Genomic DNA, 15,106 nt, shown 5'->3' on the forward strand with positions numbered 1-15,106 from the left:
GAAACTTGGTGAACTGAGACTTTCACTTGGTGAGAATATTTGATAAATCATCTCTTAATCGACTAAGATGTGAAATCTATCCTGCAGTGCGTTCATTTCTTTAAAATCAACCGGTTTAGCATGAATCATTTGATTATTAAAAGAAAAAATAATTGTGCTGTCTTTCTTATTTCTCACAAAAAAATATTTGGAAATGCGATGTTGTTCATCTTGAAGGATAATTTGATTATTAAAAGAAATATCATAATGAAAGGAAGTCATTTTTTCTGAAGATTTTTCCATGAAAATCAAGTATTGGTCTTTATGAAAGAATAAATATTGATAAGGGCTTTCAGGAGAAATTATTTTATAAGCACCATTTAATGGTAATAATTTATCGTTTTCTTCTTTACTAAGATAAGGCATTCCTATTTTTACCAATACAATTCCTATAATCAAAATCTTTAGAAAATTTTTGTAAGGCAAAAATGAATTTTGGTCAAAAAAAGTTTTTTTCGGGAGACTAATGATTTTCAAAATAAGTTCCCATCCGTTTTTTCTGACCAAAAACAAGCTCATGAAAAGTAAAATCTGTGAAAATAATTTTACAGAAATATCAAAACTAATATTGATGATTAATATTTGACTAAAACTAATGATCGCCAATAATGACCCCAAAAATTGGGTACGTTTGAATAACAACAAAGCTCCTGAAAAAAGTTCAATTGAACCCATGATGATATTATAAATTTTAGACGTTCCAATCGTGCTCCAGAATAAAATATCTTTGTCTAGATTTCCGAATCTTGTAAACAGAATATTCGGTTCAGGTTCGGAAAATTGAGCTTTAAAAATTTTATCAACACCGTATTTTATCAATATAACAGAAATGTAAATTACGCAAACATATTCTGTTGTTAATAAGAAATGTTTCGTCCATTTTTTCTTAATCAGAAAACTAAAAATTAACGATGTAAGAAGTAAAATGATGATCAAAATCAACATCGAACAACTATCTGAACTGTAATCTATTCTGCTATTCTTTTTATTGAAGAAAAATTCTAAAATAAAACCAGTAAGATCACCAAAAATAAAATCCGTAATTTTTAACTGGAAATTGTTTAAAAAACTCAACGGAAAAAATAGAATGAACTGCAGAAAAAAAACACCGCAAAAAACAGTAATCTTTCTAAAAAACATTGATTTAAATTTCACAGAAATACTTTTAACGATTTTTTCTATAAATAAAAACAGACACAAACACAGCGATACTTAAAACAAGCAAATACATGATTTCTTCTTCAGATTTAAAACTCTTTAGTTCAGCAGTTTTAATTACTTTTTTAGACGTAATCAGCTTGTATTCTTTTGTTTTTTTGTCATATTTCAAAAAAACGGTACTGTCTAAATCATTTTGAAAATTGTAATCTCTTTTCAATTCTTTTTTTACAGCTTCTACATTTTCCTGGGAAAAAACGGGATGATTGTAAACAGTATCTCTTCCCGGTTTCCACTTTTCTGGATTTGAGTTTCCTCTGATTTTACAGTAGTTTGAGGTAATAATAACGCTTTTTTTATCATCAATAATAATGACGCTATCCAATTTTGAATTGGTTACATACCTTTGAGGAGCCATTCCAAGATTAGAATAATTGGTATTAAAACTATTTTCCACAATACTTTTTTCAAAATATTTCATATCTCCGCTGTGGCTTTTGTAGGATATTAATTTGGTCTGAGAAAAAATCTGGCAACTTGAAAATACCAGTGCGAAATGAACTAAATAGGATAAATTTTTCATGAGAATTAAGTTTAAATTAGATTACAAACTTATTGGTCTTTTCACAGTAATTTAAAGTCAACTTGGTGAATACCAATTTTCACTTGGTGAATCGTTTTTGGGTAAACTATATATATGTATATCTTTGCTTTATGAAAATGTTTCGAATTTTTATCTTCTTTTTATTTATGATCTTTGGGAATATACTTTATTCTCAAAGCACTAATAATGTGTGGAAAGATGTGGAATCAGAAACCGAAAAACTGAAAAAAGCCGTTGATACCAAAAACGAATCTGCTGAAGCTGAATCTTATTACAATATCGGCGAAACATTTTTTAATGATAGAAATTTTTCTAAAAGTGAAGAGTATTTTATAAAATCTAAAAATCTCTACGAAAAGCTGAATGACAAGCAAAATCTGGAAAAAGTGATCCGAAAACTGGCGCAGTCTCAGGAAAATCAGAATAAGCTGAAATCTGCGCAAAGCAACTACCAAAAAGCTTCAAAAATTGGATATTCTAAATCAAAAAGAAGTTTAAATGCTAATGACGCTTCAAGACTTTCTTCTCCGGCGCCAGAAAATAAAGCGGATGCTATTCTTAGTAATATTCAGATCAGCGAAAAGGAAAACAATAAACAAGATCTTGCCGCAAGCTACAGTCAAATGGCAGATGTAAATATTGAAAATAAAAATATTCCGAAAGCCGAAGAAAACCTCAATACAGCGTATCAGATTTCAAAAGAACAGGCGCCGCAACAGGCTTTGGCAATCAATCAGAAATTAACCAATTTTTATGTCGACAATAAAGATTTTGACAAAGCAATAGAAGCCAAAAAATCTGTTTTAAAAGAAAATTTCGTTAAAGAAAATTCGCAGAAAAAAGTAGAACAGATTCAGGAACTGGCAGAAATTTACATCAAAAAAAATGATCCGAAGGAAGCAATTGTTTTATTGAAAAATGCTTATGATATTGCTTTACAGAAAGGTCACACTTTGGAAGCTCAGAAAAGTGTAAAAAAGCTCGACAGTCTTTATAACATTTATGAAAACACCAATGCTTCGGTACAGCTTTACCGTGATTTTCTTGGAAAATTACCTGATTTGGTCTCCAAAGACAGAAGTTTAGTTGATAATAAAATCCTTGAAGATACAGAACAGAAAATTTCTCAACTTCTGCAAGAAAAGAAATTGAAAGATGAGCTAATTCGCAAGAAAAATATTTTCAATTACAGTTTAATTGGAGTGTTGGTTTTACTGACAGGTTTAATAATTTTTATTTTCAGAACTCTGAAAAAAGTTCAGATTAAAAACAAAAAAATTGCGTTGCAATCGCTTCGTCGTGAGATGAATCCGCACTTTATTTTTAACAGTTTAAATTCTGTCAATCATTTTATTGCAACCAATAATGAACTGGAAGCCAATCAATATTTAACCAAATTTTCAAAATTAATGCGTGGCGTTATGGAAAATTCCAGTGAAGATTTTATACCGTTTCAGCAGGAATTAGATTTACTTCAGAATTATCTGGCTTTAGAAAAAACACGTTTTGCCGATAAATTTGACTACGAAATTGAAGTGGATGAAAGTTTAAATACTCAAAATCTAAAAGTTCCGGGAATGTTGATACAGCCATTTTTGGAAAATGCAGTTTGGCACGGCTTAAGATACAGAACAGATAAGGGATTTTTAAGTTTAAAATTCACAAAAAACAACGACTTGCTGAAAATTACCATTAAAGATAACGGGATAGGAATAGAAGAAAGTAAAAAGCAAAAAACAGAACACCAAAAAACACGTGAAGGACGCGGAATGAAAAATACTCTGGAAAGAATCAGACTGCTGAATGATTTGTACAAAAAAAATATTGTCTGTACGGTAAAAGATTCTGAAAACGGAGTTTTTGTTGAGGTTTCAATGATAATTTAATGGAGAGAATGATGAAACTTTACACAAAAATAACAACATTTTTATTGCTGTTGATGGCTTTCTCTCTGTCGGCACAGGAATATGACGATGCGAGATATAATGTTGTATTGAAACAGTTAAAACTTAATTCTTCTGAGGTTCACAATCAGCTTTATACTGAAAAGAAAATGCCTAATCTTGAAGATTCATATATTATTATAGTTCCCGTTTTATTGGGAAAATTTGAAAATGACGGATTTTTAGTAAAAAACACCATCCTTATTACTGATTCTGAGGGGAAAATAAAAAGCAAATATATTGATGAAACAGAATTTGACTCTGACGCCATTATGTTGGATAGTTTTACAATAGATACAGGTATTTACAAGCTTAATTCTACTATTCGTGCTTTTGGTATTACTGCAAATTATCGAGGAAGCAGCAAGCCCAATCCTTATTCATCTTCCGATATTTCATTGTATTATCCTGAAGGAAAAACCTTTAAAAAAATTCTTGATAATTATAATCTGAGAACGTACAGAGGTGAATGGGATATGAATTGTTCTGGAGAAGTTGAAGAAGATAATTCTGTTATTATTTTAGATAAAGCAGAGACCAATGGTTTTGCTAATCTTAAAATTAAAACAGAAAATATAAAGAAGTTTACCAAAGAAATTAATGGCGAATGTAGCGAGTATAAAACTTCTAAAATATCGTATAAAACCTTGAAATTTAAAAAATCTGTTTACCAATAAATCCTGCTTCCTAAAATCTGCAACCTAAAACCTAGAAAGATGAAAATAAGAGCTATAATCGTAGACGACGAAAAAATTGCAAGAGAAGTTCTGAGGAATTATCTTACAAAATACTGTCCGCAAATTGAGATTTTGGGTGAGGCTGAAAATATCAAAGAAGCGGTTCCCTTGATTGCTGAAACGCAGCCGCAACTTGTTTTTCTGGATGTTGAGATGCCATTTGGAAATGCCTTTGATGTTTTGGAAGCAACACAGGAATTTTCTTACGAAACCATTTTTATTACTGCATTTTCACAATATTCTCTGCAGGCTTTAAACAAATCTGCGAGTTACTATATTTTAAAACCTATCGACATTCAGGAATTGATCTTGGCAGTGAATAAAGTAGCAGAAAGTATTGAAAAGAAAGACGAACTCAACCGAAACAAAATCCTCCTCGAAAATTTAAAATTAAAACCCGAAAAACAGCAGTTAATCCTCCCCACATTACAAGGTTTTGATGTTGTAAAAACGGAAGATATTGTAAGACTTCAGGCTGATGGAAATTTTACGCAGGTTTATCTTACAGACGGTTCAAAGAAGATGGTTTGCAGGTTTTTAAAGCATTTTGATGATTTGCTGGAAAACCCTTTCGTGAGAGTTCATCGCTCACACATCATCAATACTCATTTTGTAAAATCTTATCATAAAAGTGGCACGGCAACTTTATCAGACAATTCTGAGATTGAAGTTTCAGGAAGTTTCAAAGACCAGTTTTTGAAAGTTTTTTCATGATTTTTGAGCAGTAATTTGAGCTATTTTTATTTTTAGGGCAGCTTTTCCGCCTTCCACTCCCGCTTTTTTGTTTCACAAAAAGAGCTCCGTTCAAGTCGGGCTGCAGAGATTAGGCGTTGGAAGGTTATTTTTTGATGACTCAAGTACTTGAAAATAATCAATAATACACCTTAACAACATAAATAATTGACTGTAAGCCCTTTTTTGGTTATCCATAATATGTCATAATTGAAAACTATTGTTATTAAACACTATTATTTTATAACACAAGGAACATCACAAAGCACACAAGTATTGTGTGCTTTGTGAAATTTCTTAGTACTCTTAGTGATTAAATTAATATTATGATAAAATACGGATATATAAAAAGTCTTTTATCTACTTAATTTAATAATATATTTTTGATTTTTAGCATATAGAATTTCAGTCCATCAACTAACAACTGAAAACCATCAACTAGTTTAAGGCATCATTTTTGAATTTTTACAGCAATAAAATATTTCAACATGAAAACCTTACACAAAATAGCCATTCCCGTTTCTTTAGGTATTATCGGATTTTTAATATTCAATTCCTGTTCGGTCGGTATTCCCAAAGACGCAACAGCCATCGCAAATTTTAATTCAGAAAAATATCTTGGTAGATGGTACGAAATTGCCCGTTTCGACTATAAATTCGAGAAAAATATGGATAATGTGACCGCCAATTATTCACTTAATTCCGACGGAACAATCAAAGTGCAAAACAGAGGCTACGATTACGTAAAAAAAGAATGGAAAGAATCCATCGGAGAAGCAAGATTCGTGAATGATCAATCTGAAGCAAGACTGAAAGTTTCTTTTTTTAAACCGATTTGGGCTGGTTATAATGTGATCGATATTGATGATGATTATCAAAATGCTCTGGTCGTAGGAAACAGTACAAAATACATCTGGATCTTATCCCGAAACAAAGAAATTCCAAACAGTATCAAAGAAAGATTCTTAGCAAAAGCCCAGAAATTAGGTTATAATACCGATAATTTAATTTGGGTAAAGCATAACTAGTCATTGAGAGAAGCAAAGCGACAAAGAAATCTCAAAATAATTTAACATTCAGTTTGTCATTCTGACGAAGGAAGAATTTCTACAATAAAAAAAAGATTCTTCACTCCATTTCATTGCGTTCAGAATGACAAAATGAATTATTTAGTTTAAGCTTTTGTACTCTTTCCATTCCTGAAAACGATAATCGATAATCTGCTTCATCAGATCATAATTTTCGTAGGTATCTTCAATATGATAAAAAGTTTCGTATTCAAAATCGCTTTCTTCGGCAATACTGTCAAAAAGATTCACATAATCGGTAGCAAACGAACTAAATTTATTAGTAAAGTCTGTTTCATCTTCATAATAATCTTTGGCAAAAGCATTCCCTAAATCGTTTAACATATAATCGGAAAATTTTTCATCAAAAGCATCAATTAAAATTTCAGCTCCCGTTATTTCTCTCCTTTTTAAACTTTCAATCTGTTCATTTAAATCTTCTTTTACTTCTTCCGAATGTAAATCATTATTGATACACCAATTTAAAAACATTCCAATATGTGTCGCACCATTTTTCGTTGGAAGATTTTCAGGAAATTCATTTCCGTAATGCCAAGAAGCATCATCATATTTAGACATAAAATATTTTAATTATAATTTTATACAGTAAAGTTCAAAGATATAAAAAATCATTTTCTTTTGTTCACCACAGAGATTTTCACGTCATTTGTATTGAATTTATTCAAAATTAAACGCATGCAAAACGCAGTTCTTATCACCATTGGTGACGAAATTCTTTCAGGAAATACGGTTGATACCAATTCAAATTTTATTGCTACCGAACTTAAAAATATAGGCATAAAGGTTTCTCAAATTATTACCATTTCAGACGAAATAGAAACCATAAAAAGTACATTGAAGTCGGCTTTTGAAATGGGCGATCTAGTGATCACTACAGGTGGTTTGGGTCCAACACGAGATGATAAGACCAAAAAAGCTCTGGCTGATTTTTTTGATGATGAAATTGCTTTGGATGAAGCTACTTTCGACCATCTTAAAGCATATATGGAAAGACGTGGCCGCATAGAAATTTTAGAAAGAAACCGCGAACAGGCTTTTGTGCCTACAAGATCTACGGTTTTTCAAAATCATTTCGGAACAGCGCCTTGCATGATGATGCAACAAAACGGAAAACTTTCTTTCAGTTTACCCGGCGTTCCGTACGAAGTAAAACCTTTGATAAAAGACCAGATTATTCCTTATTTAAAAGAAAAATTTGATCTCAATCATATTTCTACAAGAATCGTTTCTGTCGTTGGAATTCCCGAAAGTATTTTAGCAGACCAGATTGAAGAATGGGAACTTGCTTTACCGGAAAACCTTGCCTTGTCTTATCTTCCTGTCGGAACGAGAGTGAAACTGAGATTGACAGCAACCGGAACAGATGAAAATCTGTTGCAAATTCAGCTGGAAAATGAAATTCAAAAACTATTTCCGATTATCGGCGAAAACATCATTGCTACTTCTGAAGATAAAATTGAGAAAATTTTAGGTGAAATTTTAAGCGAAAAAAAATTAACTATTTCAACGGCCGAAAGTTGTACAGGAGGAGAATTGTCTCTTTTGATTACATCAAATCCTGGAAGTTCTAAATATTTTATCGGAGGTATAATACCTTATGCAACGCAGAAAAAGATAGATATTCTTCATGTTTCAGAAGGGATCATTGAGCGTTTTACGGTTGTAAGCGAAGAAGTTGCACGCGAAATGGCAGACGGTTGCCAAAATTTATTTAAAAGTGATATTTCTCTTTCTACAACAGGTGTTGCAGGACCTGGAAAAGGTGAAGATGGAAAAGAAATAGGATTGGTTTATTATACAATAAAAGTGAAAAATGAATCTCAAACTTTTAAATTGTATATGCCTCATTTAGAGCGACAGGATTTTATTTACTTCGTTTCTCAGAAAATTCTTCAGGATTTGGTGGGAATCTTAATCAATAAATAATTTTATTTTATAATTAAGAAGAATTTTCATCACAAAAGACAGCATCAAGATAGCATTGCAACATAAAATGCTCAGATTCTTTTATGATGAAAATCCATCTAAATTCGATAGATAAAATAAATTAACTTTACCGTAACAAAATTTAAATTAAATATACATATTGTGTAAATTATTATTACAATGAAAAAATTAACACTTTCTTTGTTTTTATTAGCTGGGGTTTGTTCACAAACTACATTGAACGCTCAGACTAAATCAACCAAAATGGCAACTACAACAGATAACGGTTTAGACATTAGCTTGATGGATAAATCGGTTCGTCCACAAGATGATTTTTATAATTATGTGAGCGGAACTTGGATGAAAACTGCCAAAATCCCTTCTGATAAACCAACTTGGGGAAGTTTCAACAAATTGGCAGACGATACCGACAACAATTCGATGACCATCTTAAACTCTCTTTTGAAAGATAAATTCGCAGAAGGAAGTGAAGGTAAAAAAATCCAGGATCTGTACGCAACGTACATGAATATGGAGAAGAGAAATGCAGACGGAATAAAGCCTATTCAAGAAAACATCAACAAAATTGATGCAATCAAAAATCTTACTGATCTTCAGAATTATTTAGCTTCAGTTACCAAAGATGGAGAAAATAATTTCTACGGATGGGGTGTTTATTCTGATTTGAAAGACTCTAATATGAATGCAGTTTACCTTGGTGATGCTTCATTGGGAATGGGTAGAGATTACTATCAAAAAGTAGATGCTAAAAATACTGAAGCTCTTGTAGAATACCAGAAGTATGTAGCGTCTATGCTAAAAGAATTAGGATATAAAAACGCTGATGCTGCTGCAAAAGGAATTGTAGATTACGAAAAAAACATTGCTAAACATTTATTAACGAATGAGCAAAGCCGTGATAATACACTTCAGTATAATCCTAAAACTATGGCTGAACTTAAAGCTTTGGTTAAAAATGTAGATCTTCCGGCTTATCTTAAAAAAGTTGGAGTAAATACTGACAAAGTAATCATCGGTGAATTAGAATATTACAAAAACTTCGATCAGTTGGTAAATGCTAAAACACTTCCTGTGATCAAAGATTATCTGAAATTCCATATGATCAGCGGAAGCGCTTCTTATTTGAGTGAAAAATTAGGAGATGCAAAGTTTGCTTTTTATGGTAAATATTTAAGAGGTCAGCAAGAGCAGAGAGCTTTAAACAAAAGAGGATATGAGTTGATCAATGGTTCTTTGGGTGAGGCTTTCGGTAAATTATATGTTGAAAAATATTTCCCGGCTGAGGCAAAAGCTCAGATGGTAGAATTGATTGACTATTTAAAGAAAAGTTTTGCAGTTCACATCAACGGTTTAACGTGGATGTCTGCTACAACTAAGGAAAAAGCAATGACCAAATTGAATAAATTTACGGTAAAAGTTGCTTATCCTGATACATGGAAAGATTATTCTAAATTGGTGATTACTCCAGAATCTAAAGGTGGAAACTTATACAAAAACCTTCAGAATATCGGTGAATGGCAATACAACCGTGAATTGGCAAAAATCGGAAAACCTGTTGATAAAACAGAATGGGGAATGACTCCACAAACTGTAAATGCATATTACAATCCGGTTTACAACGAGATTGTTTTCCCTGCTGCGATTCTTCAACCGCCATTCTTTAATCCTAAAGCCGATGCTGCTGTTAATTTTGGTGGAATTGGTGCCGTTATCGGTCACGAAATTTCTCACGGATTTGATGATTCAGGGGCGCAGTTTGATGCAGACGGTAACTTAGTAGACTGGTGGACTCCGGAAGACAAAGCAAACTTCGAAAAAGCAACAAAAGCTTTGGCTGCTCAATACGATAAATATGAGCCTGTAAAAGGAACTTTCGTCAACGGAACGTTCACAAACGGTGAAAATATTGCAGATTTAGGTGGTGTAAACATTGCTTATGATGCACTTCAAATGTATCTTAAAGATAAAGGAAACCCTGGAACAATCAGTGGTTATACGCAAGATCAGAGATTCTTCTTAAGCTGGGCAACCGTTTGGAGAACCTTATCTAGTGAAAAATACATGGTAAACCAAGTGAAAACAGATCCGCATTCTCCTGGATATTTCAGAAGTTTCGGACCTTTAATGAATGTGGATGCATTCTACAAAGCATTCGATGTGAAACCTGGTGATAAATTATACAAAAAACCGGAAGACAGAATTAAGATCTGGTAATCAGTATTTAAAATATTAAAAAACCGTTCAGAAATGAGCGGTTTTTTTATGGCTTTAGAATTAATCAAAAAAAAATCCGTCTCACATTTTAATTGTGAGACGGATTTTATATGTTTTTAATGAATATGTTTTTCTGCGTGATAAGAACTTCTCACCAAAGGCGAACTTTCAACATGCCTGAAACCTAAGCTTCTCGCAAAATCTCCGAATTCATCGAACTCTTCAGGTGTAATGAATTTCTTTACAGGAAGATGCTTTTTTGTAGGCTGCAAATATTGTCCCATTGTAATAACGTCAACATTGGCATTTCTAATGTCTTCAATCGTTTGGAAAACCTCATCTTTTTCTTCACCCAAACCAAGCATTAATCCAGTTTTCGTTCTGTTTTGTCCAGCTTCTTTTAAATATCTTAAAACCTCAAGGCTTCTTTCGTATTTAGCCTGAATTCTCACTTCTCTTGTCAAACGTTTTACCGTTTCCATATTGTGAGAAATTACTTCAGGAGCAACATCTACCAATCTGTCTAAATGTTTAGTCAAACCTTGAAAATCAGGAATCAGAGTTTCCATCGTGGTTCCCGGAGAAATTCTTCTTACTGCATTTACAGTTTCACCCCAAAGAATAGAACCCATATCTTTCAAATCGTCACGGTCAACAGAAGTTAAAACTGCATGTTTGATCTTCATTAATTTTATTGAACGAGCTACTTTTTCAGGTTCATCCCAGTTTACATCCATTGGTTTCCCAGTTTTTACACCACAAAATCCGCAGCTTCTGGTACAGATATTTCCTAAGATCATGAAAGTTGCCGTTCCTTCTCCCCAACATTCACCCATATTTGGACAGCTTCCGCTTTGGCAAATTGTATTTAATTTATATTTATCAACCAAAGTCCTCAATTCTCTGTAATTCTTTCCGGTAGGAAGTTTCACACGAATCCATTTTGGTTTTTGAACAGTAGTATCTTGAACTAAATTCTCCATTTATCTCTCAAATTGAGGTTCAAAGTTAGTGATTTTTTTATCGAAACAATCAAAGACAGACATTGATGAAACAGATAATTTTGTAATTTTAAGATTCAATATTTGTTATGAAGACTACAGTTTGCTTTCTATCCCTAATTTTCAGCACATTTTGTTTTGCTCAAAAAGAATTTCAGCCAAAAAATTCCACAGTTAATGAAACTCTTGACGGAGATTTGGATGGTGATAAAAGTCCGGAGAAAGTAATTGTTTATGATATTGCGTCCAACAATGATTATGGTGACATTCGAGAGATTCAGATTTTAAAGAAAATCAATAATAAATGGACAATATTAGAAAAATCCCAAAAGGCAATTTTAAGAAGTAAAGATGGCGGAATGATGGGTGATCCTTATATGAGCACAACCATTGAAAAAGGTATTTTAAACATTACTCATTATGGAGGAAGCAGCTGGAAATGGGGAGGAACAGATAAATACAGATTTCAAAACGGACATTTTGAATTAATAGGATTTTCTTCAGAAAGCGGAAAACCTGAAGAATATTGGACTACCGTAGATTTTAATCTTTCAACCGGAAAACTAATTTTTAATAAAGAAGTTGTAAATACAAAAGAATATGGAAAATCTAAAAACGAAATTTCCATTAAAAAAGGAATGAAAATTAATCTTCAAAACAGAAATCAAGAAAAACAAAGAAAAATTTTTCTTCCTAAAACGAAGGAGAATGTTTATTTGTAAACATTTTTCGAAAAGCCTTGTCAAGGTTTTGAACCTGGATAAGGCTCATTAATTATCCTCAAACTCATTATTTTTCAACAGCTCAGCTAAAACTTTTTTCGCTCTCATTACACGAACTTTCGTATTGGCAACAGAAATACCAAGCTCTTCAGCAATCTCTTTAATACTTTTTTCTTCAAAAAATCTCAATCTAATAATATCCTGATAATTAGCATCTAAAGATTCAATGGTTTTAATGATTTTCTTTTGTTCTTCCTCAGAAATCATCAGTTCTTCCGGAGATTTTGCGTAATGATTTTTTACTTCATCCAGATTTTCGGTAGGATCTTGATTTTCACGGCTTTTTCTACGCCAGAAATCAATAATCGTATTTTGAGCAATGGTTAACACCCAGGTTTTAAACTGAAAATGAGGATCGTACAAATCAAGCTTCGACAAAACTTTTGAAAAAACATTCACTGTAATTTCATCTGCATCATTTTCGTCGTGTACTTTCTTCATCACAAAAGAAAAAACGTCTACCCAAAAAACATTAATGAGTTTGGTCTGCGCTTTCTGGTCTTTTTCCTTCGCTTTTTGGATGAGAGGAAATAATTGCTCGTCTTTCATTATTAACAAATATAATTGAATTTTGCTAATGAAACAATAAGGGCTGGAAGTTGGATGATGGGTGTTGGAAGTTTACAACTTTGAAAACAGAACTCAAAAAGCTTTAACATCAATCTAAAAACAATAATTGCTGGAAGATGGAAATTAAATGGTGGAAGTTTACAGCTTTGAAAACATCGCTCTAAAAGTATTAACATCAATCTTGAAACTCGAAATTTTGAACTCGAAACTCGAAACCCGAAACTCAAGTGATTTTCTTATCTTTGCGTATTAAATTTTAAACTGAAAAAAATAATGAACTCTTTTATTGAAGAACTGAAATGGCGTGGGCTTTTTGCCGATATGATGCCCGGAACAGATGAACAACTGAATAAGGAAATGACAACTGCCTATATCGGTTTTGATCCTACCGCAGATTCTTTACATATCGGAAGTCTTATTCAGATCAAAATTCTGGCTCATTTTCAGCAACACGGTCACAAACCTATCGCTTTGGTAGGTGGCGCAACAGGAATGATTGGTGATCCTTCGGGAAAGTCTGCAGAGAGAAATCTTTTGGATGAAGCAACACTTTTACACTATGTGGACTGTTTACAAAACCAACTTTCAAGATTTTTAAATTTTGATGGAAATGAAACCAACAAAGCTGAATTGGTCAACAATTACGACTGGATGAAGAAAATTTCTTTCCTTGATTTTGCTAAAAATGTTGGAAAAAACATCACCGTTAATTACATGATGGCAAAAGATTCTGTAAAGAAAAGACTTTCAGGGGAAGCCGGTGTTGACGGAATGAGTTTTACAGAGTTTACTTATCAATTGATTCAAGGATATGATTTCCTACATTTATATCAAAATAACAATGTAAAACTTCAGATGGGTGGTTCTGACCAATGGGGAAATATCACGACAGGTACAGAATTAATCCGTAGAAAAGCACAAGGAGAAGCATTTGCTTTAACAGTTCCTTTAATTACAAAAGCTGACGGTTCGAAATTCGGAAAGTCTGAAAGCGGAGAAAATTATTGGTTAGATAAAAAGAAAACTTCACCTTACAAGTTTTATCAGTTTTGGTTGAATGCAACCGATGATGATGCTGAAAGATTCATAAAATTCTATACATTCCTAGGAAAAGAAGAAATTGAAGCTTTAGTTGAAGAGCACAAAACGGCTCCTCACGAAAGAAAACTTCAGAAAAAATTGGCTGAAGAAGTTACCGTTTGGGTTCACGGAAGAGAAGAATATGAAAGAGCTTTGAAAGCATCAGAAATTCTGTTTGGAAAATCTACTGCAGAAGATTTGGTAAGTCTCGATGAGGAAATTTTCCTGGAAATCTTTGATGGAGTTCCTCAGAAAGAAGTAGCTAAAGCTGATGTTTTAGGAATTAATATTGTTGATTTGCTTTCTGAAAAATCTGGTTTCCTAAAATCTAAAAGTGAAGCGACAAGAGAATTGAAAGGAAATGCAATCTCTGTAAACAAAGAAAAAATCAATGAAGTTTACACCGCAAATGAAACCGATTTGATTGACGGTAAATTCTTATTACTACAAAAAGGAAAGAAAAGTTACTTTATTGTAAAAGTGATTTAATCTTAAAAACATAAAAAATAATCCGACTCAGTTTTTGAGTCGGATTATTTTTTTATCAAAGTGGATGGTTTTTAAAATGTATAACTTGTTGAAGCCGATAAAGTCAGCCCGCTTGAGACACTTTCTTTTTTAAGCTGGCCATCTACCCAAATCTGAACTTTTAAAGTAGATGCCGCATCAACTCCTGTTGCATTTACCACAACATTAGAATTATAAACTACGCCTTCTGCAGTGATTTCCGGGCTCGTCCATGTTGTTCCGCTCAAGCCAGTTACGGTAATCGGATTTCCGTCGATTCCGTAAACGGCTTTACTGATATTAACTCCGGATGACCCCTCTGCCTTGAAGACTACTTTTTGTGTCTTAATCTCTTCAGAAGTATCATCATTATCTTTGCGACAAGATTCAACAAGACTCAAAATCATTACTGTTATTAAAGCAACAAATACTCCTTTAAATACCTGATTCAATTTTATTTTTTTCATAAATTTATTTTGTTAATATTTTTCGGAATCTCCTTGATTTAGCATCCGCAAAGATATTATAGACTAAAAATACTGTCAATCCTCAAATTTAAAAAAAATATTCTACCCTATTTTAGATATTTTTCAGTTCTGTGTTTCATAGAATTATTTTCGTTAATGGCTATGAAAGAATATGGTTTGTTCTACCAAAAAAAGTCCGACTCAAAATTGAGCCGGACTTTTTTTTCATCATTAGTT

14 protein-coding genes are annotated in these 15,106 nt (G+C 32.5%); 8 read left to right on the forward strand and 6 right to left on the reverse strand.

The window, feature by feature from the left end; translation table 11 throughout:
* Positions 1 to 54 precede the first annotated feature (54 nt).
* Entirely contained in the window at positions 55 to 1,179 is a 1,125-nt protein-coding gene (locus tag AB671_RS11500; protein ID WP_157444194.1) for a hypothetical protein, read from the reverse strand.
* A gap of 25 nt (positions 1,180 to 1,204) precedes the next feature.
* Entirely contained in the window at positions 1,205 to 1,780 is a 576-nt protein-coding gene (locus tag AB671_RS11505) for a hypothetical protein (RefSeq protein WP_066676120.1), read from the reverse strand.
* A 221-nt stretch (positions 1,781 to 2,001) separates the two neighbouring features.
* Between AB671_RS11505 and AB671_RS11510 the strand changes: the two genes are divergently transcribed.
* The 4 genes from AB671_RS11510 (at position 2,002) to AB671_RS11525 (ending at position 6,241) form a co-directional block, all read left to right on the forward strand.
* Positions 2,002 to 3,687 carry a histidine kinase gene (locus AB671_RS11510; RefSeq protein ID WP_228391039.1) on the forward strand — a complete coding sequence of 562 codons (1,686 nt, stop codon included), beginning with the start codon at positions 2,002 to 2,004 and terminating at the stop codon, positions 3,685 to 3,687.
* 8 nt (positions 3,688 to 3,695) lie between these two features.
* On the forward strand, positions 3,696 to 4,421 hold the full coding sequence (locus AB671_RS11515) for a hypothetical protein (protein ID WP_157444195.1): 726 nt from the start codon (positions 3,696 to 3,698) through the stop codon (positions 4,419 to 4,421).
* 39 nt (positions 4,422 to 4,460) lie between these two features.
* Positions 4,461 to 5,195, forward strand: a complete 735-nt coding sequence (locus AB671_RS11520; protein WP_066676126.1) for a LytR/AlgR family response regulator transcription factor — start codon at positions 4,461 to 4,463, stop codon at positions 5,193 to 5,195.
* 506 nt (positions 5,196 to 5,701) lie between these two features.
* Positions 5,702 to 6,241: a lipocalin family protein gene (locus tag AB671_RS11525; RefSeq protein WP_066676128.1), complete on the forward strand. Its 540-nt coding sequence runs from the start codon at positions 5,702 to 5,704 to the stop codon at positions 6,239 to 6,241.
* Between the two features lie 141 nt (positions 6,242 to 6,382).
* Here the strand turns inward: AB671_RS11525 and AB671_RS11530 are convergent, their stop codons facing one another.
* Positions 6,383 to 6,859 (reverse strand): hypothetical protein, encoded by a 477-nt coding sequence (locus AB671_RS11530; RefSeq protein ID WP_066676130.1) that lies wholly within the window; start codon positions 6,857 to 6,859, stop codon positions 6,383 to 6,385.
* A gap of 117 nt (positions 6,860 to 6,976) precedes the next feature.
* On the opposite strand from AB671_RS11530, the gene AB671_RS11535 reads away from it, so the two are divergent.
* The gene (locus tag AB671_RS11535; RefSeq protein ID WP_066676131.1) at positions 6,977 to 8,227 is read left to right on the forward strand and encodes a CinA family nicotinamide mononucleotide deamidase-related protein; all 1,251 of its coding nucleotides are present in this window, start codon (positions 6,977 to 6,979) and stop codon (positions 8,225 to 8,227) included.
* Between the two features lie 180 nt (positions 8,228 to 8,407).
* On the forward strand, positions 8,408 to 10,462 hold the full coding sequence (locus AB671_RS11540) for a M13 family metallopeptidase (RefSeq protein ID WP_066676132.1): 2,055 nt from the start codon (positions 8,408 to 8,410) through the stop codon (positions 10,460 to 10,462).
* A gap of 116 nt (positions 10,463 to 10,578) precedes the next feature.
* Here the strand turns inward: AB671_RS11540 and lipA are convergent, their stop codons facing one another.
* Positions 10,579 to 11,445, reverse strand: coding sequence for a lipoyl synthase (gene lipA / locus AB671_RS11545; RefSeq protein ID WP_066676133.1), 867 nt, complete (start codon positions 11,443 to 11,445; stop codon positions 10,579 to 10,581).
* 107 nt (positions 11,446 to 11,552) lie between these two features.
* Between lipA and AB671_RS11550 the strand changes: the two genes are divergently transcribed.
* Positions 11,553 to 12,185 carry a hypothetical protein gene (locus tag AB671_RS11550; protein WP_066676135.1) on the forward strand — a complete coding sequence of 211 codons (633 nt, stop codon included), beginning with the start codon at positions 11,553 to 11,555 and terminating at the stop codon, positions 12,183 to 12,185.
* Between the two features lie 48 nt (positions 12,186 to 12,233).
* Here AB671_RS11550 and AB671_RS11555 read toward each other — a convergent pair whose 3' ends face one another.
* The gene (locus AB671_RS11555) at positions 12,234 to 12,794 is read right to left on the reverse strand and encodes an RNA polymerase sigma factor (protein ID WP_066676137.1); all 561 of its coding nucleotides are present in this window, start codon (positions 12,792 to 12,794) and stop codon (positions 12,234 to 12,236) included.
* 294 nt (positions 12,795 to 13,088) lie between these two features.
* On the opposite strand from AB671_RS11555, the gene tyrS reads away from it, so the two are divergent.
* Positions 13,089 to 14,384: a tyrosine--tRNA ligase gene (gene tyrS, locus AB671_RS11560; RefSeq protein ID WP_066676139.1), complete on the forward strand. Its 1,296-nt coding sequence runs from the start codon at positions 13,089 to 13,091 to the stop codon at positions 14,382 to 14,384.
* Between the two features lie 71 nt (positions 14,385 to 14,455).
* Here the strand turns inward: tyrS and AB671_RS11565 are convergent, their stop codons facing one another.
* Positions 14,456 to 14,869: a hypothetical protein gene (locus tag AB671_RS11565; RefSeq protein WP_066676141.1), complete on the reverse strand. Its 414-nt coding sequence runs from the start codon at positions 14,867 to 14,869 to the stop codon at positions 14,456 to 14,458.
* Positions 14,870 to 15,106: the final 237 nt, after the last annotated feature.

This window comes from Chryseobacterium sp. BGARF1 (genome assembly GCF_001677955.1).
In the GTDB taxonomy this organism is placed as follows: Bacteria; Bacteroidota; Bacteroidia; order Flavobacteriales; family Weeksellaceae; genus Chryseobacterium.

What these genes read in the sequence shown, in the direction of transcription:
- AB671_RS11500 (WP_157444194.1), bottom strand. Translation starts at nt 1,179, where the DNA reads ATGTTTTTTAGAAAGATTACTGTTTTTTGCGGTGTTTTTTTTCTGCAG.
- AB671_RS11505 (WP_066676120.1), bottom strand. Translation starts at nt 1,780, where the DNA reads ATGAAAAATTTATCCTATTTAGTTCATTTCGCACTGGTATTTTCAAGT.
- AB671_RS11515 (WP_157444195.1), top strand. Translation starts at nt 3,696, where the DNA reads ATGATGAAACTTTACACAAAAATAACAACATTTTTATTGCTGTTGATG.
- AB671_RS11520 (WP_066676126.1), top strand. Translation starts at nt 4,461, where the DNA reads ATGAAAATAAGAGCTATAATCGTAGACGACGAAAAAATTGCAAGAGAA.
- AB671_RS11525 (WP_066676128.1), top strand. Translation starts at nt 5,702, where the DNA reads ATGAAAACCTTACACAAAATAGCCATTCCCGTTTCTTTAGGTATTATC.
- AB671_RS11530 (WP_066676130.1), bottom strand. Translation starts at nt 6,859, where the DNA reads ATGTCTAAATATGATGATGCTTCTTGGCATTACGGAAATGAATTTCCT.
- AB671_RS11535 (WP_066676131.1), top strand. Translation starts at nt 6,977, where the DNA reads ATGCAAAACGCAGTTCTTATCACCATTGGTGACGAAATTCTTTCAGGA.
- AB671_RS11540 (WP_066676132.1), top strand. Translation starts at nt 8,408, where the DNA reads ATGAAAAAATTAACACTTTCTTTGTTTTTATTAGCTGGGGTTTGTTCA.
- lipA (WP_066676133.1), bottom strand. Translation starts at nt 11,445, where the DNA reads ATGGAGAATTTAGTTCAAGATACTACTGTTCAAAAACCAAAATGGATT.
- AB671_RS11550 (WP_066676135.1), top strand. Translation starts at nt 11,553, where the DNA reads ATGAAGACTACAGTTTGCTTTCTATCCCTAATTTTCAGCACATTTTGT.
- AB671_RS11555 (WP_066676137.1), bottom strand. Translation starts at nt 12,794, where the DNA reads ATGAAAGACGAGCAATTATTTCCTCTCATCCAAAAAGCGAAGGAAAAA.
- tyrS (WP_066676139.1), top strand. Translation starts at nt 13,089, where the DNA reads ATGAACTCTTTTATTGAAGAACTGAAATGGCGTGGGCTTTTTGCCGAT.
- AB671_RS11565 (WP_066676141.1), bottom strand. Translation starts at nt 14,869, where the DNA reads ATGAAAAAAATAAAATTGAATCAGGTATTTAAAGGAGTATTTGTTGCT.